21 protein-coding genes and 3 pseudogenes are annotated in these 21,781 nt (G+C 61.7%); 14 read left to right on the top strand and 10 right to left on the bottom strand.

Annotated features, from left to right (window positions below):
- A pseudogene (locus tag NKH50_RS26005) lies at window positions 1-815 on the top strand (IS1380 family transposase); the annotation flags it as partial.
- Between the two features lie 694 nt (window positions 816-1,509).
- Here the strand turns inward: NKH50_RS26005 and NKH50_RS26010 are convergent.
- Together NKH50_RS26010 and glmS are read right to left on the bottom strand one after the other, a co-directional pair.
- Window positions 1,510-1,770: a helix-turn-helix domain-containing protein gene (locus NKH50_RS26010; protein ID WP_352496595.1), complete on the bottom strand. Its 261-nt coding sequence runs from the start codon at window positions 1,768-1,770 to the stop codon at window positions 1,510-1,512.
- A 415-nt stretch (window positions 1,771-2,185) separates the two neighbouring features.
- Entirely contained in the window at window positions 2,186-4,009 is a 1,824-nt protein-coding gene (gene glmS, locus NKH50_RS26015; protein ID WP_352503068.1) for a glutamine--fructose-6-phosphate transaminase (isomerizing), read from the bottom strand.
- A 320-nt stretch (window positions 4,010-4,329) separates the two neighbouring features.
- Here glmS and NKH50_RS26020 point away from each other — a divergent pair, with 320 nt between their 5' ends.
- Window positions 4,330-4,749, top strand: coding sequence for a hypothetical protein (locus NKH50_RS26020; protein WP_352881849.1), 420 nt, complete (start codon window positions 4,330-4,332; stop codon window positions 4,747-4,749).
- A 46-nt stretch (window positions 4,750-4,795) separates the two neighbouring features.
- Here NKH50_RS26020 and NKH50_RS26025 read toward each other — a convergent pair whose 3' ends face one another.
- The 6 genes from NKH50_RS26025 to panB form a co-directional block, all read right to left on the bottom strand.
- On the bottom strand, window positions 4,796-5,206 hold the full coding sequence (locus tag NKH50_RS26025; RefSeq protein ID WP_084641649.1) for a DUF2285 domain-containing protein: 411 nt from the start codon (window positions 5,204-5,206) through the stop codon (window positions 4,796-4,798).
- 58 nt (window positions 5,207-5,264) lie between these two features.
- Window positions 5,265-5,639 carry a transcriptional regulator domain-containing protein gene (locus NKH50_RS26030; protein ID WP_352474703.1) on the bottom strand — a complete coding sequence of 125 codons (375 nt, stop codon included), beginning with the start codon at window positions 5,637-5,639 and terminating at the stop codon, window positions 5,265-5,267.
- Complete coding sequence (locus tag NKH50_RS26035; protein WP_352458529.1) at window positions 5,636-6,286, bottom strand: acyl-homoserine-lactone synthase; 651 nt, start codon at window positions 6,284-6,286, stop codon at window positions 5,636-5,638. Before NKH50_RS26035 ends, NKH50_RS26030 begins: the two co-directional genes overlap by 4 nt.
- Window positions 6,287-6,379: 93 nt before the next feature.
- Window positions 6,380-7,105 carry a LuxR family transcriptional regulator gene (locus tag NKH50_RS26040; RefSeq protein WP_352881852.1) on the bottom strand — a complete coding sequence of 242 codons (726 nt, stop codon included), beginning with the start codon at window positions 7,103-7,105 and terminating at the stop codon, window positions 6,380-6,382.
- 94 nt (window positions 7,106-7,199) lie between these two features.
- Complete coding sequence (gene panC / locus NKH50_RS26045) at window positions 7,200-8,060, bottom strand: pantoate--beta-alanine ligase (protein ID WP_352881854.1); 861 nt, start codon at window positions 8,058-8,060, stop codon at window positions 7,200-7,202.
- Entirely contained in the window at window positions 8,057-8,917 is an 861-nt protein-coding gene (panB, locus tag NKH50_RS26050; protein ID WP_352881857.1) for a 3-methyl-2-oxobutanoate hydroxymethyltransferase, read from the bottom strand. Before panB ends, panC begins: the two co-directional genes overlap by 4 nt.
- Window positions 8,918-9,090: 173 nt before the next feature.
- Between panB and NKH50_RS26055 the strand changes: the two genes are divergently transcribed.
- From NKH50_RS26055 to NKH50_RS29050, 11 genes and pseudogenes are all read left to right on the top strand, one after another.
- Window positions 9,091-10,059 (top strand): NUDIX hydrolase, encoded by a 969-nt coding sequence (locus NKH50_RS26055; protein ID WP_023722073.1) that lies wholly within the window; start codon window positions 9,091-9,093, stop codon window positions 10,057-10,059.
- A gap of 67 nt (window positions 10,060-10,126) precedes the next feature.
- Window positions 10,127-11,101 carry a quinolinate synthase NadA gene (gene nadA / locus NKH50_RS26060; RefSeq protein ID WP_352508058.1) on the top strand — a complete coding sequence of 325 codons (975 nt, stop codon included), beginning with the start codon at window positions 10,127-10,129 and terminating at the stop codon, window positions 11,099-11,101.
- Window positions 11,098-12,639, top strand: coding sequence for an L-aspartate oxidase (locus NKH50_RS26065; RefSeq protein WP_352881859.1), 1,542 nt, complete (start codon window positions 11,098-11,100; stop codon window positions 12,637-12,639). The genes nadA and NKH50_RS26065 overlap by 4 nt, the downstream gene beginning before the upstream one ends.
- Window positions 12,639-13,493: a carboxylating nicotinate-nucleotide diphosphorylase gene (gene nadC / locus NKH50_RS26070; RefSeq protein ID WP_352518027.1), complete on the top strand. Its 855-nt coding sequence runs from the start codon at window positions 12,639-12,641 to the stop codon at window positions 13,491-13,493. Before NKH50_RS26065 ends, nadC begins: the two co-directional genes overlap by 1 nt.
- Before the next feature lie 95 nt (window positions 13,494-13,588).
- Window positions 13,589-14,587, top strand: a complete 999-nt coding sequence (gene bioB, locus NKH50_RS26075) for a biotin synthase BioB (protein ID WP_352492869.1) — start codon at window positions 13,589-13,591, stop codon at window positions 14,585-14,587.
- On the top strand, window positions 14,584-15,723 hold the full coding sequence (locus NKH50_RS26080) for an 8-amino-7-oxononanoate synthase (RefSeq protein WP_352492860.1): 1,140 nt from the start codon (window positions 14,584-14,586) through the stop codon (window positions 15,721-15,723). The genes bioB and NKH50_RS26080 overlap by 4 nt, the downstream gene beginning before the upstream one ends.
- An 11-nt stretch (window positions 15,724-15,734) precedes the next feature.
- On the top strand, window positions 15,735-16,370 hold the full coding sequence (gene bioD / locus NKH50_RS26085) for a dethiobiotin synthase (RefSeq protein WP_023679599.1): 636 nt from the start codon (window positions 15,735-15,737) through the stop codon (window positions 16,368-16,370).
- On the top strand, window positions 16,370-17,635 hold the full coding sequence (locus tag NKH50_RS26090) for an adenosylmethionine--8-amino-7-oxononanoate transaminase (protein ID WP_352881862.1): 1,266 nt from the start codon (window positions 16,370-16,372) through the stop codon (window positions 17,633-17,635). The genes bioD and NKH50_RS26090 overlap by 1 nt, the downstream gene beginning before the upstream one ends.
- Window positions 17,632-18,615, top strand: coding sequence for a 3-oxopimeloyl-[acyl-carrier-protein] synthase BioZ (gene bioZ, locus NKH50_RS26095; RefSeq protein ID WP_352881864.1), 984 nt, complete (start codon window positions 17,632-17,634; stop codon window positions 18,613-18,615). Before NKH50_RS26090 ends, bioZ begins: the two co-directional genes overlap by 4 nt.
- Before the next feature lie 68 nt (window positions 18,616-18,683).
- Window positions 18,684-18,982 (top strand): annotated as a pseudogene (locus tag NKH50_RS29045) (aspartate 1-decarboxylase); the annotation flags it as partial.
- A gap of 30 nt (window positions 18,983-19,012) precedes the next feature.
- A pseudogene (locus NKH50_RS29050) lies at window positions 19,013-19,218 on the top strand (NrtR DNA-binding winged helix domain-containing protein); the annotation flags it as partial.
- Window positions 19,219-19,947: 729 nt separating this feature from the next.
- Here the strand turns inward: NKH50_RS29050 and NKH50_RS26105 are convergent.
- On the bottom strand, window positions 19,948-20,595 hold the full coding sequence (locus NKH50_RS26105; RefSeq protein WP_352881868.1) for a S46 family peptidase: 648 nt from the start codon (window positions 20,593-20,595) through the stop codon (window positions 19,948-19,950).
- 46 nt (window positions 20,596-20,641) lie between these two features.
- Window positions 20,642-21,004 carry a S46 family peptidase gene (locus NKH50_RS26110; protein ID WP_352881871.1) on the bottom strand — a complete coding sequence of 121 codons (363 nt, stop codon included), beginning with the start codon at window positions 21,002-21,004 and terminating at the stop codon, window positions 20,642-20,644.
- Between the two features lie 425 nt (window positions 21,005-21,429).
- On the opposite strand from NKH50_RS26110, the gene groES reads away from it, so the two are divergent.
- Window positions 21,430-21,726, top strand: coding sequence for a co-chaperone GroES (gene groES / locus NKH50_RS26115; RefSeq protein WP_352458515.1), 297 nt, complete (start codon window positions 21,430-21,432; stop codon window positions 21,724-21,726).
- Window positions 21,727-21,781: the final 55 nt, after the last annotated feature.

A 21,781-nucleotide genomic window follows, 5' to 3' on the forward strand; every position in this document is an offset into this window, starting at 1 on the left:
GTACGGCTTCCAGCCGATCGTCGTGTTCGATGGTGCGGGACGGTTCGTCAGCGCGATCCTGCGACCGGCCAAGCAGCCGAGTGGGCCTGAGATCCGCCCCCACCTGCGCCGTCTGGTGCGGGCGATCCGGATCAACTGGCCGAACATTCGAATCCTGCTCCGCGGCGATAGCCATTATTGCAACCCGCAGGTCATCGACTGGTGCCGCGCCAACGACGTCGACTTCATCTTTGGCCTCGCGCCCCCCACGACCCTGCGCAAGCATGTCGCGGATCTGGAGGCCAGCACGACGGCGCGCTTCGAAGCGCCGGCCAAGACAGGCAAGGTCCGCAGGTTCAAGGAGTTCGTTGACGGCGCCGCTAGTTGGAGCCGCGTCGAGCGCATCATCGCGCGGGTCGAGGTCGGCGCCCAAGGTGGCGATATCCGCTTCGTCGTCACCAACCTTGCCGGTGGGAAGGCCAAGGCGCTCTACGAGGATGTCTACTGCCGGCGCGGCGCGGCCGAGAACCACATCAAGTCGTGGAAGACGCATCTTGCCGCCGACCGCACATCCTGCACCAGAGCGACGGCCAACCAGTTCCGGCTATTCCTGCATGCCGGTGCTTACTGGTTGATGTGGGGCTTGCGGGCCGCGATGCCTAGGCGCTCGAGCTTTGCCGTCGCCCAATTCGACACGCTGCGATTGCGCCTCATCAAAATCGCTGCGCGGGTGGTCGAGATGAAATCGCAAATCCGCCTGCACCTGCCGACATCGGTGCCCCGACCAGCGCATCCTGCGCATCGTCCTCGATCGCATCCCCCAACTCGCGACATAACGATGGGGGCAGACGCCCCGAAACGAACCCGTCGACCGCAACCTGCAAACCCTCGCCTGCCATCACGACGAAGCAATCCCGGCGCCTGACGAGGCGCGTGGAAAAGCACCGCAACGGCGACCACAATGTCGCTTCAGGCCGTCAAAAGCTTATCGCCGTGCATCAAGGCGGCTAGAAGCGCGCCGGCAGCCTGGCGGGGGGCTTGGGGTTAGACTGCCGGCGCACGCCACTCATGAAGAGCGGCCCCTTTTTGCGGTTCCGACACCCATAGTCAACCCGGCAGCGTCTGGATGCCCGCTGTGCTCTTTTCAGAGCGGCTCGCGATGCCGGCCATGTCGGCCGATCCTGCCTAGGATGGGGGGCCACTCTCGTCGGCCGAGTTGATGCTCCAGTCAGTATCGCCTTGCCGACCAGCATGGGTTCGCCGTTAGCAATCCATCCTCGCGAGCCAATGCTATCGTGCACGTGTCGCAGCACTCCGGGCGGCTATATCGCCTAAGACAGCATGACGAAGCGTTCCAACTTCCTGTTCGGCGAGCCCGTGTGCAGTTCCTGACTCGGACAGTGGACGAGAATTCTCTTGGCGGTACTGCGCCAGAAGGCATTCGCGTCCAACGGAATCAAGCGACGACTATCAGCCGCAAACGTCACATCACAAGAGCGGTCTTCCACCCATTGCAGATTATCCGACTGATCAGGCGGCGTCCGATATGTCCGACTCTGCCTCAAGAATTCCCACAGGTATGGACAGCGATCTCGCTATCCGATTCCGATAGCCCTTATTGTACTTTAGACCCCGCTCGATGTTTTGGATTTCCTGAGCGGCAAGCCCGCACGCGACCGCGAGGTCCTCGATTGAATACCCAAGGTGCTCACGATAAGCGCGGATGATGTGGGTCCCCTGCGACATAGCCGTCAAGACTGGCTCGGGAATGCGCGAATCCTTCATAAACATCTCCAAGAAGATGGGAGCGCCTGACAAATCGGGAGATTTCCTCCCCGACCCTGGCGCACACCCAGCAAATCAAAAAAATGGACGTCCATTCGGCCGGACCGGCCTCATCCATGGAATGGGCCACTTGAAATTGGCAGCCGGGTCGGAATATGGCGGCTCACCTGCTTCTGATCAAGTTCTAAGAACCTGCCCGCCATGAGATGGCCTGATCGGCTGTAGCGCATTCGACCTGCGATCCTACACGACTCATTCTCCCCGATGGCTTTCTTGAACAGCAACTCGAACTCTCACTGACGCCTCCAGTGGCTATTCGCGGCACCGTCCACCCAGCCTCGCGGACGCTGATACCTTCGACCAATTTCCACCGCCGATGCAGCGAAGATGGACAAGCATCGCCACCTATAAAGGTTCACAATCATTCGACCGTGACCGATTTTGCGAGATTGCGCGGCTGGTCTACATCTGTGCCCATGAAGAGCGCCGTGTGGTAGGCAAGAAGCTGTATCGGCAGCGAGAAGATCATCGGCGCGATAATCTCGTCGACAGCCGGCAGCACGAGCGTGTGCATGGTGTCGAGTTTCGATGCGGCTGCCCCTTTTTCATCGGTGATGAGGATAATCCGCCCTCCACGGGCAGCCACTTCCTGCATGTTGGAGACGGTCTTGTCGAAAAAGCGATCATGGGGCGCGATGACGATCACTGGCATGTTGTCGTCTATCAATGCGATCGGACCGTGCTTCAATTCACCCGCCGCATAGCCCTCGGCATGGATGTAGGAAATCTCCTTGAGCTTCAGCGCACCTTCCATCGCTAGCGGGAAACTGGTGCCACGGCCGAGATACAGGACGTCACGACACTTTGACAGTTCGCGCGACAGGAACTCGATCTCCGGCTGGATGCAGTTGAGTACCTGGCCCATGACGCGCGGCACTTCGGCGAGGCTCCTGACGAGCGCCTGCAGCTCGTCTTCGGTTACGGTCCCGCGGGCTCTGGCGGCGCCGATGGCGAGTGCGGCTAGAACGGCAAGCTGGCAGGTAAACGCCTTGGTGGAGGCGACGCCGATCTCCGGTCCGGCAAGGATCGGGAAGACCGCATCGGCCTCCCGAGCGATGGTCGATTCGCAGGCATTGACGATAGCGCCAATTTTCAGCCCACGCTCCTTGCAGTACCTCAACGATGCGAGCGTATCAGCGGTTTCGCCGGACTGCGAAATGAAAAGAGCCGCCGACTGCGGCGACAACGGGATCTCGCGGTAACGGAATTCGGACGCAACGTCGATTTCAACTGTCAGGCGCGCATAGCGCTCGAACCAGTATTTTCCGATCAGTCCGGCGAGATAGGCGGTCCCGCAGGCCGAGATCGCCAAGCTCGGGATCCTGGCGAAATCGATGCCAGAAACCGTGTCGGCGCGATTCTCTATGATGTTGCTATAGTGACGGAGAGCATGGGCGATGACTTCGGGCTGCTCGTAGATTTCCTTCTCCATGAAGTGGCGATGAGTGCCCTTGTTGGCCAGATCGGCCGCGGCCGTGGAGGTATGGCGCGGACGCTCGACGGGATGGCCGTCGAAATCGAAGATATGGGCGCCCGAATTGCCGACAACGGCCCAGTCGCCCTCGATGAGATAGGTAATTTCATTGGTGAAGGGAGCGAGCGCGATCGCGTCGGAGCCCAGGAACATCTCGCCGTCGCCGTGACCGATCGCCAGCGGTGGTCCGTTGCGCGCCGCCATGATGGTCGACGGATCATCTTCGAAGAGGACGGCAAGCGCATAGGCGCCCCTGACGCGTTTCAGCATGGCACGCATCGCCTCTTGCCGCCTCATGCCCTCCCGGCGGTGTCTTGCCAAGAGATGCGCGACGACCTCGGTGTCGGTATCGGTCTGGAACTCGGCGCCAGCCGCCGCCAATTCGTCCTTCAGCTCGGTGAAATTCTCGATGATCCCGTTATGGACGACGGCGACACCGTCGGTAAAGTGCGGGTGCGCATTGCGTTCCGTCGAGGCCCCATGGGTTGCCCAACGCGTGTGGCCGATGCCGATGTTGCCGCTCAGCGGCTCTTCCTTCAGTCTCCTCTCGAGATTGACGAGCTTGCCCTCGGCGCGCCGGCGGTGCAAGGCACCTTCGGTGATCGTCGCAACGCCGGCGGAATCATAGCCGCGATATTCCAAACGCTTCAATGCGTCGACCAACCGATCCGACACCGGCTGTTGCCCAACGATGCCAACAATCCCGCACATGTTCGTCTTCCATTCTTGCCGGCAGCTTCAGCCCACGCGAGACGGATACCCATCCGGCCGCTTTCATTGGGGATCTTGTAGTAGTATCCGGTAATATTGGTACAATTAATTGTAGGGATAACTATCATCCACCCCATGGATGAGCCCCTGATCTAAAAACTTCTCGTTGCGCCTGACGCCCTCATGACCGAGCGCAAGCCCACACCCCGCGGCACGAAGGACCAATCGGCCATGCGCGACCATCCCGGCTACGCACCTGACACGAAGCGCCGCCGCTCGTGATCACGCGGTGATCGGCATGATCACAAGCACTGTGACGCATGATCGGCATCATCATCATCGGCAGCGTCGGCGCCGTCGGCATGATTCACGTGTTCGTCACGTTGATCATAATCATCGTCGCCGCCGATCTAGTTTCTGATTGCCTGCCGCTGTTGACGCGGCTCTCGCCGGTAGAGTTTAGCCCGCGATGGCCTATCAATAGGCTGTTGGTCGGCATGGCCGAAACCGAGAGTCAGGCGGCGCAGGCCACAGAGCACATTCAGCGACCGTTTCAGTCAGCGCCGGCTTTGTCGGGGTTCGTAACGTCATCAGGATTCTCGGGGCATGAATGCACTATCACGAAAACGTTGGTTCTCAGTGCTTCGTCCGTATTACTCAAAACCGATTCCCGCAGCGGAAGAACTAGGCGCGTGTCACGTCTTGTACAAGGCACAATAGCAGTGAGAAATGGAGATTGATGCCTGCGCGTTTTCGAATAAGACAATCACCAAGCTGTCACCCGAATTACATCAGGAATTGTCTATAGCCGCCGCCCATCAGGTAGCGGCCACGTTGGATGGCGCGACGCACCTGATCGCGAAGATGGCTACCTGGATGAGACCAATCTTCTTCGACACGGCGTCTCCCGAACAGGGCAATGGCGATCTCCTGATGAGATGCTCCCGCAAGCGAGCCATCCAAAGCCTGGAGCACGAGACGCAGACGCGCTCCGCGGGGCTCCGGCGGAAAGCAAGCAGCTGCCAGGCGGCCGCAACCATTGATGTCGTTCAGGAACTGAAGGGCAGCGACATGGAACTTCAGGTGCTGCGGCTGCACGATCGCGTCGACATATAGCCGCAACGGGCGGAGAACGGATGCACCGGAAAGGGCGATCTGCAGACTCCGGCAGTCCTCCCTCAGCAGCACGTGCTGCACGCCGGCAGGTGTCAGCAGGATGTCCTTGCAGCATGAGAGCGACGAAAGATCAAGCGGTTCAAAATCGTGGTCGAGCCCAACCAGCTCCGCGGCCGCTCGTAGAATACGGGCGCAGTCGCGCGGATCCCAAAAGACCCTTGCCGACGTAGCGTCCCACTGTGGCGCGTCCGCGAAAAAGGAGGCTCCAGTGTCTTAGGAAAGATGATCCTGTCGTCAACTCGATTATGTTCAGGTCGGCCTGGGCTCCGACAATGCAGGCGGACGGTGCCATTTTGGCGTGGTCGCGCTGGAATTGTGGATTGCGCCGAAGAAACTCCCAGGCCCAGGCAGTGCGTGGCAATCGTCTGGCGTAGTGGTAAGCTTCGTGACGACGCCAGTCCGGCCAGCATACAAGACCGACCGTCGCTTCCTTGGGCAGACCAGCATCCTTCACGGCTCAGGTGTCCACAATGCCGACGGGCCTAGAACCGGTTGCCACAGTACCGGTCCGCTCAGACGTCCCCTGCTGCGGATGCGCAAAAGGCTCGCGCGGGAAATCTCGAGAAACCCGGCCACCGCCTCCGTTTTGCCGACGGACTTGGGTTGTCCGATGCGCGACAATGGCCACGTCGCGAGGCGAAGGATCCGTTCCATGCGCGTGTCCGTCACCGTTACTATCCGGGTCAGATCCTTGGCCAAGCCGAACTCGATCATGCCCGCGAAGAGCTCGTAGGTTGCCTGGGCCAGTCCGCCCGCTGCCTTGGGCGCCGACGGAGGGAGATCGAGCGCGAAACGACTGCTCTCCCATATGTCGGAGGTCGAGGGCACGACGTCAGCACCCAGCAGCACCGGGAACGTGTCGCGCAACATTGTGGGTCCGGTGCTGGGCAAAAGACGCACGCAACCGCGAATTCGCCAGTCGGATCCCTTGAGGAGCAGATAGACAGGCTTCAGACCATCAAACGGGTCTGTTTCCATCTGGTCTTCGGTATCAACTTCCCAATCGAGCCTTTCCTTGAACACCCGAAACCTGAGCCCGTGCATCTCTTTGAGCTCGCTTGCGAACTCGTCGTAAAGGTCTGGTGTTATCAGCTGCATCATGGTCGCCTCCGTGCGGGATGTGTTCCCGCCATCGAAGGGCAAAGCCGGCAGCGATGCAGCCTGTAGAGGTTTACAGCTATCGTGGCCGACGAATCAGGATCTCGCCTGGCCGGAGGCAGCCAGTCGTGCAACGGCCTGGTTGATCGTTCGAACGCCAAGCTTTGCCTTGGCGTTTTCCAGATGAAAGGTCACGGTGCGCTTTGAGACGCCGAGAAGCTGGCTGATATCCCAAGCCGACTTGCCGCGCGCCGCCCATTTCAGGCACTCGAACTCCCGCGGGGTGAGCGTTACACCATCCACCACGCGATCGTCGGCGAGCCTGCGCCGGACATGGATATGAAAGTTGATGGCCACCAGCTGCAATGCTTTTTCGTAACGTGTCAATGACCGCAACAGAGGCGGACGGGACTCGTCGGAAGCAAAGGTCAGGGCAGCAAACCGGCCGCGATGATCATGCATGGACATCGTCAGGCCGCCGCGGATGCCAAACTCAGCCGCACTCTCCAGAATTTGTTGCTGCGAATTCGGCAGACAGTGCCGAGCGCGATCCACACCCCAGTCGAAGGTATCCCAGCCTTGCAGCCCGCGCAGGATGACCGGATCAAGACTGTGGTACCGCTGTTGCAGATAACGTGATGTCCAGGATGAAGGATAGTTTGAGATCAATTGCGGGGCGTCGCCGGAGGCCGACGGGTAAGTGAAATAGGCGAATAGCGGAAAATCGAAGCCGGCTGCAGCGGATGCCATTGCCTCACGGAGATCGGCAGCATCAACACTTGCAGACAGTTGCTCGACGAAGTTCTCAAACACGCGATGCATTTGCGCTTTGCGTAACCTCCGTGATCGCTCGATGCCAGGCAGAGACCTTGTTTTAAACGATCCCGGACGGATACAGCGCGTGCCGAGAACCCCGTTAACCTGTTGAAACCCGTGATATTCTGACGTTGTCTATGAGCCGTGTGCCGCCGAGCCAGGCCGCGACAAGCAAGCGTGCAGGTCGGTCAAGGCTTGTCATGGGTCGCAGATCTGCCTCGTCGCGAAGTTCCAGGTATTCGACCTCGCGATAGCCCGCAGCCAGAATTGCTGCGCGCGCTTCGGCAAGCGTTGGCAGGACGGGCGAGCCGCGGGCAAGCCGCTCAGCCGTCTCGAGCAAGACCGATGGTAGCTCGGGGGCAACAGCACGCTCTGCTTGCGAGAGCCGGACATTGCGCGATGATAGTGCAAGACCGTCGGCTTCGCGGACTGTCGGGCAAGGAACAATGGTGATTGGAATATCCAGGTCCCGGGCCATACGCCTGACTAGCTGAAGCTGCTGAAAGTCCTTTTCGCCAAAGAAGCCGAAGTCAGCGCTGGTCTGCAGGAAGAGCTTGGCGACGACGGTCGCCACGCCATCGAAATGTCCCGGCCGGAAGGCACCGCACAGGCCCTCGCTGACACCGGACACCGAAACGGTCGTGGCGAAGGCCGCCGGATACATCTCCTCTGCGTCCGGCGCATAAAGCAGGTGCGCGCCAAGCGGTGCCAGCTTGGCGGCATCCTCGTCCTCGGTGCTCGGATACGCGGCGAGATCGGCCTCGCTGTTGAATTGCTTCGGGTTGACGAAGAGCGTCACGATCACCCGGTCGGCCTTCACGAGTGCCGCGCGCACCAGGCTGAGATGGCCCTCATGGAGGACGCCCATCGTTGGCACGACGGCAATCCTCACGCCCTCGCGGCGCCATGCGGCGACGATTTGGCGAAGCTGGGCAACGCTCCTGACAATCGGCACGCTCACGCTGCTTCTCCGCTCTTGGTGGCGTCCCCGTCGGCGGGCTTGGGCGCATCGGCAAACACGTGCTCGGCGGCCGGAAACTGGCGCTCCTTCACTTCCCGCGCATAGGCCGCGATCGCAGCCGCAGCAGCCTCCCCCAGTTCAGCATAGCGCTTGACGAATTTGGGCCGGAAGTCGCCGAAGAGGCCCAGCATGTCGTCGACGACGAGAATCTGGCCGTCACAGGCGGCCGAGGCACCGATGCCAATGGTCGGGGTCGCCACCTCCCCGGTGATCCGGCGGGCGAGCGCCTCGGGAACCTTCTCCAGCACGACCGCAAAGGCGCCCGCTTCGCTCACCGCAAGCGCGTCGCGCCTGATGCGCTCGGCATCCCCGCCTCTGCCCTGCACGCGGTAGCCACCGATGGTGTTGATCGACTGCGGCGTCAAGCCGATATGGGCCATGACCGGCACGCCGCGCGCGGCGAGGAAGCCGATCGTCTCTGCCATCGTTTCGCCGCCTTCGAGCTTGACGGCCGCGCAGCCGGTCTCGGCCATGACGCGCGCGGCATTGCGGAAAGCCTGCTCGGGGCTTTCCTCGAAGGAACCGAACGGCAGGTCGACGACCATCAGCGCCTGCTCGAGGCCACGGCGCACGGCCTGGCCGTGAATGATCATCATCTCCAGCGTCACACCGAGCGTCGAGGGCAGGCCGTGGAGAACCATGCCGACGCTGTCGCCGACCAGCACCACATCGCAATGGGGATCGACAAGCCGGGCGACTGGCGTCGTGTAGGCGGTAAGGCAGACGAGCGGCGTCCCACCTTTGCGCGAACGAATATCCGGCGGTGTGATCGCCTTGGTGTCACCAAACGCACTCAATGGACCCTCCTTCCCCTACGTTACCAACCGCGGGTGTCGCGTTTGCCACATTTTTGTGCAAGTGCGAAGAGCTAAAAATGGTCGTGCAGCTGTGCGGTGTTGACGTGCGGACAGGCGCGCTTACACTTAAATCGATTCAGGCGCCCCCGAGCTGGCCAACCACTTTGGCGAACATGGACGATCAGGCAAAAGGACCCAGGAAAGACAGAGCCGCCGTCAAGGCCGACGAAGTCAAAGTGGACCTGATCGCCTTTGTCGTCGCCGTAAACGACAGTGAACCCTGTGTCCTCACCATCGGCCAGGCGGACACCCTGCCCTCCGGACCATTTGCGCTTGAGCACCGATCGCTGCAATCCGGTTTGAGGGGGTGGGTCGAGCAGCAGACCGGCCATCCGCTGGGGTATATTGAGCAACTCTACACCTTCGCGGATCGGGATCGCATCGGCGCCGAGCGCCAGCAGCGCGTCATCTCCATCAGCTATCTCGCATTGACCCGCAAGGAACAGGCAGCTGGCTCGCCCAAGTGCGGCTGGCAGAGCTGGTATGAATATTTTCCATGGGAGGACCACCGCTCCGGCACGCCTCCGGTCGTGCTGGACGTTCTGCGACCGCGCCTGATTGAATGGGCAGACGGCGTCAGCGACGCGGCCACGCGACGTGAACGCTGGCAGCGGGCGACGATAGCCTTCGGCTTCGACGACCGCCTTTGGAACGAGGAACTCACGCTTCAACGCTATGAGTTAGTCTACGAAGCAGGCCTGGTCCAAGAGGCCGGAAGCGGACGGGACGCGACGCTGCCTCCGCTGGTGCCCAGCAAGTCTATGGTCGCCGATCATCGCCGCATCGTGGCGACCGGCATTGCGCGGCTGCGCTCCAAGATCAAATACCGGCCGGTCGTCTTTGAGCTGATGCCGCCGGTCTTCACGCTTTTGCAGCTGCAGCGAACCGTGGAGGCGCTTGCCGGCAGGCTCGTGCGTAAGCCGAACTTTCGCCGGCTGATCGAGCAGCAGGAGCTGGTCGAAGAGACCGGAGAGGCAACCGCGGAGACCGGCGGCCGGCCAGCGAAGCTTTACCGGTTCCGCCACGCCGTTCTCGACGAGAGGGTCATCGCCGGGACAAAATTGCCGCTGGCGCGGGGTTGACATCGCTTATACTCACAGCAAGTATATGCTGGTTATTTTCACCTAGAGTATAAGCTGGGAGGGGTCGATGAGCGCCATGCTGCCTGCGACCGCGTTTCTCTACGAGCGCGTCCGACGAGTGATCCCGCCGATCGAATGGCCGGCTTTCGTCGAGGATATCGAGGCGATCCTTGCACTGAAGCGCGAGCGCAACGCCATCATCCTGGCGCACAACTATCAGACCCCCGAGATCTTCCATTGCGTGGCCGACATCGTCGGCGACAGCTTGGCACTGGCCCGCACGGCTGCGACGATCGAGGCGCAAGTCATCGTGCTGGCCGGCGTACATTTCATGGCCGAAACGGCCAAGCTGCTCAATCCGCAAAAGACGGTGCTCATTCCCGACCTGCGGGCAGGCTGTTCGTTGGCGGAATCGATCACGGCAGAAGACGTGCGCTTGATGCGCCAGCGTTATCCCGGCGTGCCGATCATCACTTATGTCAACACGTCGGCCGAAGTGAAAGCCGAGTCGGATATCTGCTGTACATCCGGCAACGCCAAGGCGGTCGTCCAATCCCTTGGCGTTCCCCAGGTGATCATGTTGCCGGACGAATATCTGGCCCAGAATATCGCCGCCCAGACCGATGTGCAGATCATCGCCTGGAAAGGGCATTGCGAGGTGCATGAGCGCTTTACACCGGCCGACATCCGCGAGTTGCGCGAAAGCCATCCCGGCGTAATCGTGCTCGCGCATCCCGAATGCCCGCCCGACGTCGTCGCTGAAGCAGATTTTTCCGGCTCGACCGCTGCCATGTCCGACTATGTCGAAAGGCAAAGGCCGGCACGTGTCGTGCTGATGACGGAATGTTCGATGAGCGACAACGTCGCGTTAGCGCACCCAGAGGTCGAGTTCATCCGGCCCTGCAATTTGTGCCCGCACATGAAGCGGATCACGCTTGCCAACATCCGCATGGCGCTCGAGCAGAACCACCATATCGTAACCATCGAACCCGGGATCGCCGGGCGCGCGCGGCTTGCGGTCGAACGGATGCTGGCAATTTGAGCGCCGATGTCCGCAGCTTCTTCGGGCGGCCCATCATCATCGGCGGCGGCATCGCCGGACTGATGACCGCGCTTCAACTGGCGCCGGAGCCGGTGCTGCTTCTGTCCAGGACGCTGCTGGGAGCTGACAATTCGAGCACGTGGGCACAGGGTGGTCTGGCTGCAAGTTTCGGCGAAGACGACGATCCGGAACTGCACCTGGCCGATACGCTTGCCGCCGGGGATGGTCTCTGCGACACAGACGTGGCGAGCCGCATCCTCCAAGCCGCGCCCAAGGCGATAGAGGGGCTTGCGGGCTTTGGGGTTCCCTTCGACCGTACGCCGCAAGGATCACTGTGCCTCGGATTGGAGGCCGCACACAGCCGACGTCGCATCGTTCATGCGCATGGTGACGGCACCGGGCGTGAGATCATGCGTGCCCTGATCGCGGCTGTGCGTTCCACTCCGTCGATTGTTGTCGTGGAGGGCGCGGAAGCGCGCCGGCTGGCGGTGCGAGAGAATGCGATCCGAGGCGTCTGGGCGAGCGGTTCGATAGGACCTGTCTTCTTCGGCTCACGGCGGGTCGTCCTCGCCACCGGTGGGATCGGGGGACTGTTTCTCGACACCACGAATCCTTCGGGCAGTTGTGGACAGGGCCTGGCGCTTGCGGCCCGCGCTGGAGCTGTCCTTGCCGACCTCGAGTTCATCCAGTTCCACCCGACCGCGCTTGACGGCCCGGAACGCCCTATGGTGCTGCTCAGCGAGGCCGTCCGCGGCGAAGGTGCTGCCCTGATCGACGAAACCGGCCAAGCTTTTCTCCAGAGCGTGCCAGGGGCGGAACTCGCGCCTCGTGATGTCTTGGCGCGCGCCGTCTGGAACCATCTTGCCAACGGCCACCGTGTTTTTCTCGACGCGCGGCAACGGCCTGGCCCGGAATTTGCTCGACACTTCCCGACAATCGCATCAGCCTGTCGTGGAGCCGGCATCAATCCCGCGCGCGATCTCATCCCCATTCGTCCGGCCCAACACTACCACATGGGTGGCGTTGCCGTGGACGGCTCCGGTAGGACCTCCGTCAAGGGGCTGTGGGCCTGCGGCGAAGTCGCTTCGACAGGACTGCATGGCGCCAACAGGCTCGCCAGCAATTCCTTGACCGAGGCCGTCGTGTGCGCGCGCTGGGTCGCTGAAAGTGTCGCCGGAACGCCTGCTCGCAGAACAAAGCCTGCGTTTGCGGACGTTTACCCATCGCCCGCGCCGGCACCCGTGCGTGTTTTCCTGTCGCGCGCACTCGGCATCGTCCGGGATGGTGAAGCTTTGAAAGCAGCCGCACGTGCCTTATTGCCGCTCGCCGAAAGCAAGGACGCGGCCTCGGATCCGGCGGCTGTCGGGCTAATGATCGCGGTTGCCGCCCTGTTGCGCCAAGAAAGCCGCGGCGCTCATTACCGGACAGACTTTCCTCATCATGCGACTGTCGCCCGACGGTCCGAAATCACCCTCGAAGCCGCCTTGGCCGCTGCGCGGGAACTCGGACACTCGCCAAGCCTCGAAAGGGCAAAGTGATGACGTTCTCACCGCTTCCCACGATCATGCTTGAGCCGCTTGTAAGGGCAGCTCTTCTTGAAGACCTTGGCAGAGCCGGCGACTTGACCACGGAGGCCATCGTCCCGAAGGAACACCAAGCGGGAACCGTGCTGGCGGCGCGCCAGTCCGGAGTTGTCGCCGGCCTCGATCTGGCGATGCTCGCTTTCCGCTTGATTGATCCTGATGTCGAAATCTCGGTGGAGCGGGCAGACGGCTCCAATGTCATGGATGGAGAGGTCATTGCATCAGTGGTTGGCCCTGCCCGGGGCATTCTCACAGCCGAACGGACGGCACTCAATTTTTTGTGCCATCTGAGCGGCATCGCTACAGCAACGGCATCGATCGTCGCTGCGGTTCGTGGATATGGCGCGAAGATCGTCTGCACGCGCAAGACGACGCCCGGATTGAGGGCAGTCGAAAAGTATGCGGTGCGCGCGGGTGGCGGATCCAATCACCGTTTCGGCCTCGACGACGCAATTCTGATCAAGGACAACCACATCGCCATCGCAGGCGGCGTTCGCCCGGCGCTCGAGCGAGCACGAAGACGGGCCGGTCATCTCGTCAAGATCGAAGTCGAGGTCGATACGCTGGCCCAGTTGGAGGAGGTACTTGGCTTCGCTCCCGATGCGGTTCTGCTCGACAACATGTCCCTCGCCGATCTTCGCCGCGCCGTCGCAATCGTTGGCGGCCGTGCTATCACCGAGGCTTCTGGCGGGATCGCATCCGATACAGCGCGAGCGATTGCCGCGACCGGCGTTGATCTGATTTCGGTCGGCCGACTGACCCACAGCGCGCCGATCCTGGATATCGGCCTCGACTATTGGGGCTCATGATTGTCTGAGGAACGAACAGGATCGAATCAACTGTCCTTTCCGATCGTCGTCAATCAGACAGCAAAGCAAGGCAGAACCGGAGGAACAGCATGGACATGCAAACAGCCAGTCCAACGCAGACATCGCCACAGGCTCAATCCCCTGACCCTGGAGCGTGGACCCTGGAGAAGGCTCAGGCACTTCACGATGCCCCCTTCAACAATCTCCTCTTCCTCGCGCAAACCGTGCACCGCCAGAATTTCGATCCCAACAAGGTCCAGCTCAGCCGGCTGCTCAGCATCAAGACGGGCGGATGCCCGGAGGATTGCGGCTATTGTAGCCAGTCGGCGCATCACGAGACCGGCCTGAAGGCGTCGAAGCTGATGGAGGTCCGGCGCGTCGTCGCCGAGGCGACCAAGGCGCGTGACGCCGGCGCAACCCGCTATTGCATGGGCGCGGCCTGGCGAAACCCCAAGGCGCGCGACATGGATGCGGTGGTGGCGATGGTCGAAGGCGTCAAGGCGCTGGGCATGGAGACCTGCATGACCCTCGGCATGCTCGATCTTGAGCAAGCCGCTCGACTGAAGCAGGCTGGTCTCGACTTTTACAACCACAACATCGATACGTCGGAACGCTACTACAGCGAGATCATCAGCACACGCAGCTTTGCCGAGCGGCTCGAGACGCTCGAGCACGTTCGCCAATCCGGCATCAAGGTCTGCTGCGGCGGCATTGTCGGCATGGGCGAGGAGCCGGTGGACCGGATCGGCATGCTGGTGACGCTGGCCAACCTGCCGGAACATCCGCAAAGCGTTCCGATCAATATGCTGATCCCGATCCCCGGCACCCCGCTTGCCGACGCCAAGCCCATCGAGCCGATCGAATTCGTGCGCGTGATCGCGCTGGCGCGCATCATGATGCCGAAATCGCATATCCGTCTTTCCGCCGGCCGTACGGCCATGACCGACGAGATGCAGGCGCTGTGCTTTTTTGCCGGCGCCAACTCGATCTTCGTCGGCGACACGCTGCTGACGGCGGACAATCCCGGTGAGGACAGGGATACCCTGCTGTTCCGGCGCCTTGGCATCGAGCCGATGGAACTCGAGGCGCAATGAACGGGGCACCGCTTGCCCGCTATGAGGCGACCTTGCAGGGACTGGCGCGCAAGGACCGGCTGCGGACGCTGAAGCCGTGCGCCGGGCGCGACTTCTCGTCGAACGACTATCTCGGGCTTGCCGCCTCCAAAAGACTTGGCGAAGCGGTTGCGGCGGCGATTGCGCGTGGCACGCCGGTTGGCGCCACCGGGTCGCGGCTGTTGCGCGGCAATGCGCCGGAACACGAGCAGCTCGAGGCAGACGCGGCGGCATTCTTTGGAGCCGACCGCGCGCTGTTCTTCGGCAGCGGCTACATCGCCAATTTCGCTCTGCTGACGGCGCTGCCGCAGAAGGGCGACCTTTTGGTCCTCGATGAGCTCGCCCATGCCAGCATGCATGAGGGTGCGCAGGCCGGGCGCGCACAGTTCGTGCTGGCCGCGCACAACGACGCCAACGCTGTCGAGGATGCGATCACGCGTTGGCGCGCCGAAGGCGGCATGGGATGCGTCTGGATTGCGGTGGAAAGCCTATACAGCATGGATGGCGACTGCGCGCCTTTGGAGAGCCTGGCCGCGCTTGCCGATCGGCACAACGCATTCATCGTCATTGACGAGGCGCACGCGACCGGCGTCTGGGGACCGGACGGCCGGGGGCTGGCCGCCGCTTTCGAGGGCCGCGACAACATCGTCGCGCTCCACACCTGCGGCAAGGCGCTCGGCGCATCTGGTGGGCTCGTGACCGGGCCGAGGACACTGTGCCAGTATCTGATCAACCGTTGCCGGCCATTCATCTACGCCACCGCGCCATCGCCGCTGATGGCGGTCGCGGCGCGCGAAGCGCTCGCAATGCTCGCCGACGAGCCTATGCGGCGTTTTCAGCTGCATGAACGCGTCGCCCTCGCAGGCCGCCAATTGGTCGATCGCTGCGGCGTGATACCAAGTGGCTCTCAGATCCAGCCTTTGGTGATCGGCGATGTCAGGCGCACCATGGCAGTGGCGGCGCGCCTGCAGGCCCGCGGCTTCGACATACGCGGCATTCGTCCGCCGACCGTGCCCGAGGGCACGTCGCGGCTGCGCATCTCACTGACGCTCAATATCGGCGAAGCCGACATTTCCGCCATGGTCGAGGCGCTCGTCGAGGTGTTGGCCCAGACATGACCGGAGGCGACATGACCAAGCGCATCGTCATCACCGGAACAGACACCGGAATTGGCAAGACGGTGTTTTCGGCCGGGCTTGCCGGCCTGCTTGACGGTTTCTACTGGAAGCCGGTGCAATCGGGCCTCGACGGCGAGACCGACAGCGAGGCGGTTGCACGGCTTGCCGGGCTTCCGTCGGGGCGCGTGCTGCCGGAAGCCTACCGCTTGAAGAGCCCGCTTTCGCCGCATCGTTCGGCCGAAATCGACGACGTTTCGATCGAGGCTGCCGATCTTTCGTTTCCGGTCCTGCCGACACCGCTCGTCATCGAAGGCGCGGGCGGGCTGATGGTGCCGCTGAACCGCCGGACAAGGTTCATCGACATATTCGAGCAATGGCAGTTGCCGGTCATTCTGTGCGCCCGCACCGCGCTCGGAACAATCAATCACACCCTGCTGTCGATCGAGGCCCTGCGGGCGCGCGCTATCCCGTTGGCTGGCATCGCCTTCATCGGCGATGAGATGACCGATACGCAACGGACGATCGTGGAATTCGGCGACGTGCCGCAACTCGGCAGGCTGCCGCACCTCGATCCGCTGACGGACAAAACGCTGAGACAAGCGATGATTGCCGGCTTCGACCTCGCTTTGATTGCCGGAGGCGAATGATGACGCAATCCCGTGTGTGGCATCCCTTCACCCAGCACGCGCTCGAGCTGGCGATCCCTGAAATCGTCCTGACTGAAGGCGCGTATCTCCACAAAGCCAATGGCGTGCGCATTCTGGACGCCATTTCCTCCTGGTGGGTCGTCACGCATGGCCACCGCCATCCCCGCATTATAAAGGCAATCGAGACGACCGCCTCGAGCCTCGACCAGATCATCTTCGCAGGTTTCACGCACGAGCCTGCCGAATGCTTGGCCGAGGCGCTCATCGGCCTCGCTCCTCCCGGCCTCGACCGGGTGTTCTATTCCGACAGCGGCTCGACCTGCGTCGAAGTCGCGTTGAAGATGGCGCTCGGTTATTTCCGCAACATCGGCGCGCCCCGCTCGCGCATCGTCGTCATGGAGCACAGCTATCACGGCGACACGATCGGCACGATGAGCGTCGGTGCGCGTGGCGTGTTCAACGCCGCCTACGAACCCTTGCTGTTCGAGGTCGACACCATTCCCTTCCCGGCCGCCGGCCGCGAGCAGGAAACGCTGGATAGATTCGAGGCAGTCTCCCGCGACCGGCGCGCCGCCGCGCTGATCGTCGAACCGCTCGTGCTTGGCGCCGGCGGCATGCTGATGTATCCGGCCTCGGTTCTGACCGGATTGAAGAAGATTGCCGAAGCCTCCGGCACGCTGCTGATTGCCGACGAGGTGATGACCGGCTGGGGCCGCACCGGGAGCATGTTCGCCTGCGAGCAGGCATCGATTTCTCCAGATATCCTGTGCACCTCCAAAGGCTTGACCGGCGGCGTGATCCCGCTGGCGGCCACGCTTGCCACCGATGCGATCTTCCAGGCTCATTATTCAGCGGATCGCAAGAAGACGTTTTTCCACTCGAGTTCCTACACGGCCAATCCGATTGCCTGCGCGGCAGCACTCGCCAATGTCGAGATCTGGCGTGACGAGCCGGTGGCCGAGCGGATCGCGGCCTTGAGCGAGAGACAGGCCGCCGGGTTTCGACGCTTTCGCGACAATGCCAACTTCACCGACAGCCGCGCGATCGGCACGATCCTGGCTCTCGACCTGCGCGCCGGCTCTGCCGGCTATCTGGCCGAGATCGGACCTAAGCTGCGGGCCTTTTTCCTCGAGCTCGGCCTGCTTGTGCGCCCGCTCGGCAATGTCCTTTATCTCCTGCCGCCCTATTGCGTCACCGGCGACGAGCTCGATCGGCTCCATGACGCGATCGAGGAGGCCGGCGAACGCTTCGGCTCAAAGCCATGAGCAGGTTGTCGCGCCTTCTCGGGTTTGGCCATCATGCGCCTGGCCGAAAGGTGGCGAATGCCGAAATTGAGAACAATCTCGGCCTCGAACCGGGCTGGATCGAGCGGCGTACTGGAATCCGGTCGCGCTTCTGGGCAACGGACGAAGACACGCTGTCTGGTCTTGCTGCGCAGGCCGGCGCCATGGCGCTGGCCAGCGCCGGCATTGCGCGCCACGACATCGGTCTGCTGCTGCTTGCCACCTCGACGCCCGATCACCTCCTGCCGCCCAGCGCGCCCCTGGTCGCACATCGGCTGGGGCTCGGCCGCGCCGGCGCTGTCGATCTGACCGGCGCCTGCGCCGGCTTCATTTATGCGCTGATGTTTGCGGACGGATTTACCCGCCTGCACGGCAAAGCGAGCCTTGTTATCGCCGCCAATATCCTCAGCCGCCGCATCAATCCCTCTGAGCGCGCCAGCGCCGTGCTGTTTGCCGATGCCGCCGGCGCCGTCGTGATCGGTCCGTGCGAGGATACTGGTCGGGGGATTCTCGGTGCCTCCGTGGATTCGGACGGCTCGCGATACGGCCTGATCCAGATTCCCGCAGGAGGAAGCAACATCCCGTTCCACGGTGACCTCGACCTCGCGCAAACCCGAATGACGATGACCGACGGCCGCGAAGTGTTCGCAAAGGCCGTCGAGATGATGACCGATTGCTCGATAAGCGCGCTAGCCGCTGCCGGAGTGCGACCACAGGATGTCGACCGGTTCGTGCCGCATCAGGCCAATGCTCGCATTTTCGATGCGGTCGGGCGAAACCTCGGCGTTGCCGATCACCTGATCGTCAAGACGATCGCCGAATATGGCAACTCTTCCGCCGCGACGATCCCGCTCTCACTGTCGCTCGCCAATCAAGCGGAGCCGGTTCAGCCGGGCGAGAAAATACTCCTGGCGGCGGCAGGTGCGGGACTCAGCGGCGGGGCGCTCGTCGTCGGGATTTAGCCTACCGAAGCTGCTCAACATCAGGACTGGCTCTGTGAGATGAATAGCACAACGGGACCAATGCGAAAATAGTCGCCGGCAAGCTGCACGGCATCCACGTCATCGAGCAAAGCTCAACTACCACGGTTCGATACTGCTCGACCCTGACCACGCGAAGAACCCGGGATCCTGCCAATGGATTCGTGGAGACATGGAGGAAGACTTCCGGCGCGCGAATCTCGACCTATGTCATCCTCGGCGAGCGCGGCTCTCGATGCTGCATCCTCAACGGCGCGGCCGCCCGGAACCTGCCAGCCCACTCCATCCATCTGGACGAAGCGCACATTCCTCTCTGAAGCCGCGGATCGTTACGTTCGTCATCAACAATGTCGTCGGCTTTCTCACCGATCACAATGCGCTGACGCGGACGGCGTTGACGATTACATCGGCAGGGGCGCTTCAGCAGAACTTTCGCCGGTTGATGGAGCAGCAGGAACTGGTGGAGGAGACCGGCGAAAATGCATTTGATACCGGCGGTCGGCCGGCGAAGCTTTATCGCTTCCGCCACCATGTCCTCACGAAACGGAGGTCGCCCGGACAAAATTGCCGCTGGCGCGGGCTTGACATCCTTTATACTCAACGTAGAAATATGCCTTATAATCAATTCGATTATAACGAGAAATTCATTCGCACCGTCCGAACCCACGGTCTCGCTCGGGAAGCCCGTATGAGTGGATCGAAGTGATCTTGGAAATGAAACGCCCGAGGACGGGCTTTCAACCTTTGTCGTGAAGGAGGTGCCGCGCGCCTGGGCCAATGCCTTGCGGCAACGGTGAAGGATGTATACCGCCAGTAAACGCGTGCGTCAAAGTCGCTATCGAATGTACAGTTCGCCTAAATGTGCGATACGTTCGATTTGTGCAAGTAACACTTGGAAAAATGTTGAATAAAAGAAAACGTCTAGTTACATAAAGCAGGCAAAGCTAAACTTTAAACTTGCACAAATGAGCATAGGGCGCCCTGTTCCAGGGCGCCTTTTTTAAGGATTGTCATTAGACTCTCTCCCGGGGGAACTGTGGGTGAAGAAACAACGCATCGTCCTGCTGGCAGCTGTTTTGGCGTCTGCCTTTGGCTTTTTTTTGCTGATCCTGATCCTGCAGATGGTCAGTTTTTTGGTTGACTAGGCACGCGCAAGCGGGATGGATCGCGCAGAGACACGCGGAAGTTTTTTTCGCCAGCGAAACCCCGACGACCTGATGGGGAGTCGCGCCAGCAGGGTGGGAGCCACGTCCAGTGCCACCGACCATGCGAGATGCCGATTGTTGGCGCGTCTGTCAGTTCGCGCGGCCATATTCATTCTGGTGCCGATCTGTTGCCTATTCTGCTTTTCCCATGCGTTTTAGGTTGAGCCAATTTGTGAAGCGGGCGGTCAATGGATCTGCGCCTCGCGATTGCCTGCCGTTGCCTCTTGATCTGGGCGGCATAATCCGAGAGCGAACGCTGCAACCGCGGTTCGAATTGCGCGAAGTTGAACCGGACTTCATCCGCCGTCAGGAACTGGTTGGTTGCGCCGGGAAAGCCGGCGACCATCACAAGGTCGCCTTCCTTGACGCCTTTACAGGCTACGGGTAGCCAACTCTTCGGCCGGTAAGGCACATTGTCGCGCGCATATGGCCGGGAGGAACCATCAGGAGCGACATAGGCGCGGTAAAAGCCGAAGTCGCCTGTGTGGCGCGGCCACATCCAATTGTCGGTTTCGCCGCCGAAGTTACCGATGCCGAGCGCGGGCGCATAGACAAGGCGCACGTCCTCGATTTCGAGCTTCTGCTGGAGATAGTAGGAGGCGCCGCCATAATAGGCCCCTACGTCGCAGCGGCGATTGGGCTGTCCTTCACATGCGGCGATCAGGGCCTTGCGGTTCGTGGCGAGCCGCTCATAGCGGGCAAACCCATTCAACTTGTCCGAGACGCCCTTGAGCATTTCGCCGGTCACATCCCGCATGTCCTCGATCACATAGATTCGGCTGCCTGGCGCCGCGGGCAATTCTTCACCCAGGGCTCTTCGTCAGAAAGCCGTCTGTGAGATAGTCCTGACCCTCCTTGCTGTAGTATCGGATGGATTCGAACACGCAGTGATGATTGGTTGCGACCAGCCCTTGTGGACTGACGAACGAGGCGGAGCATCCGCCCAGTGATACGATCGCGTTGAGCGGGTCAGCGTCCAGACGGCCCAGCTGGGCGGGATCGATCTGGAGCCCATCCGCGCGCATGGCCGCGCCCGCTTCCGCGGTCTGGCCCGGCATCCACATACCTTCGTCCGCCGACGTAGCCGTGACCGTCCAGAGCAAGGCGATAGCAGTTGCTTTGGCCAAACATTCCAAATTCGAGTTCGTGCTGACTGTCGCTCTCATCTTGCCTCCTGTTCTCCGCAGATTGGATTGGTGACTATCGGGATGGCCGGAGTCTTGGCGCCCGCGCGGCGGCCACACCGTAAAGACCGAGTGGACGGTTAACGCAGGAATCCTGATGGCGCTCACCTCTCATTATATCGGTCGCGCGCAACGTTTGCGGATCATTCGCTGCACCGATCGTGCCAAATGAAAAAGCCTTCAGTTGCAAATGGTGAGCCGCCCCATCCATGTCCGATCTCCGACGTCGTTCACGTAAAAGGCTCGGTGCTTCCACGCTCGTTTGCTCTTCGCCCGTCCCTCTTCCGTCTTGACTAGCAGGAGCCTACGGCCTATCTCACTGCCGCGTTAGCACTCGCTTCTGGTGAGTGCTAAACACGCTCCGGCAACGGAGAACCGTTCAACATCCGCACCAGGGAAATCCAAAAATGGCAAAGTCGAATTTCCGGCCGCTGCATGACCGCGTGGTCGTTCGCCGCGTCGAGTCCGAAGCGAAGACCGCCGGCGGGATCATCATCCCCGATACGGCGAAGGAAAAGCCGCAGGAAGGCGAGATCATCGCCGTCGGTTCCGGCGCCCGTGACGAGGTCGGCAAGCTCGTCCCGCTGGACGTCAAGGCCGGCGACCGCATCCTGTTCGGCAAGTGGTCGGGCACCGAAGTCAAGCTCAATGGCGAAGACCTTCTGATCATGAAGGAAGCGGACATCATGGGCGTCATCGGCTGACACGCCGCCGCCTTTCATCCGCACCATCCAATCTGAATTTCGGGCGAAATGCCCA

The organism is Mesorhizobium sp. M1027 (genome assembly GCF_040318745.1).
Classification (GTDB): Bacteria; Pseudomonadota; Alphaproteobacteria; order Rhizobiales; family Rhizobiaceae; genus Mesorhizobium.

What these genes read in the sequence shown, in the direction of transcription:
- NKH50_RS26010 (WP_352496595.1), bottom strand. Translation starts at nt 1,770, where the DNA reads ATGTTTATGAAGGATTCGCGCATTCCCGAGCCAGTCTTGACGGCTATG.
- glmS (WP_352503068.1), bottom strand. Translation starts at nt 4,009, where the DNA reads ATGTGCGGGATTGTTGGCATCGTTGGGCAACAGCCGGTGTCGGATCGG.
- NKH50_RS26020 (WP_352881849.1), top strand. Translation starts at nt 4,330, where the DNA reads ATGATCGGCATCATCATCATCGGCAGCGTCGGCGCCGTCGGCATGATT.
- NKH50_RS26035 (WP_352458529.1), bottom strand. Translation starts at nt 6,286, where the DNA reads ATGATGCAGCTGATAACACCAGACCTTTACGACGAGTTCGCAAGCGAG.
- NKH50_RS26040 (WP_352881852.1), bottom strand. Translation starts at nt 7,105, where the DNA reads ATGCATCGCGTGTTTGAGAACTTCGTCGAGCAACTGTCTGCAAGTGTT.
- NKH50_RS26055 (WP_023722073.1), top strand. Translation starts at nt 9,091, where the DNA reads ATGGACGATCAGGCAAAAGGACCCAGGAAAGACAGAGCCGCCGTCAAG.
- nadA (WP_352508058.1), top strand. Translation starts at nt 10,127, where the DNA reads ATGAGCGCCATGCTGCCTGCGACCGCGTTTCTCTACGAGCGCGTCCGA.
- nadC (WP_352518027.1), top strand. Translation starts at nt 12,639, where the DNA reads ATGACGTTCTCACCGCTTCCCACGATCATGCTTGAGCCGCTTGTAAGG.
- bioB (WP_352492869.1), top strand. Translation starts at nt 13,589, where the DNA reads ATGCAAACAGCCAGTCCAACGCAGACATCGCCACAGGCTCAATCCCCT.
- NKH50_RS26080 (WP_352492860.1), top strand. Translation starts at nt 14,584, where the DNA reads ATGAACGGGGCACCGCTTGCCCGCTATGAGGCGACCTTGCAGGGACTG.
- bioD (WP_023679599.1), top strand. Translation starts at nt 15,735, where the DNA reads ATGACCAAGCGCATCGTCATCACCGGAACAGACACCGGAATTGGCAAG.
- NKH50_RS26090 (WP_352881862.1), top strand. Translation starts at nt 16,370, where the DNA reads ATGACGCAATCCCGTGTGTGGCATCCCTTCACCCAGCACGCGCTCGAG.
- bioZ (WP_352881864.1), top strand. Translation starts at nt 17,632, where the DNA reads ATGAGCAGGTTGTCGCGCCTTCTCGGGTTTGGCCATCATGCGCCTGGC.
- NKH50_RS26105 (WP_352881868.1), bottom strand. Translation starts at nt 20,595, where the DNA reads ATGCGGGATGTGACCGGCGAAATGCTCAAGGGCGTCTCGGACAAGTTG.
- NKH50_RS26110 (WP_352881871.1), bottom strand. Translation starts at nt 21,004, where the DNA reads ATGAGAGCGACAGTCAGCACGAACTCGAATTTGGAATGTTTGGCCAAA.
- groES (WP_352458515.1), top strand. Translation starts at nt 21,430, where the DNA reads ATGGCAAAGTCGAATTTCCGGCCGCTGCATGACCGCGTGGTCGTTCGC.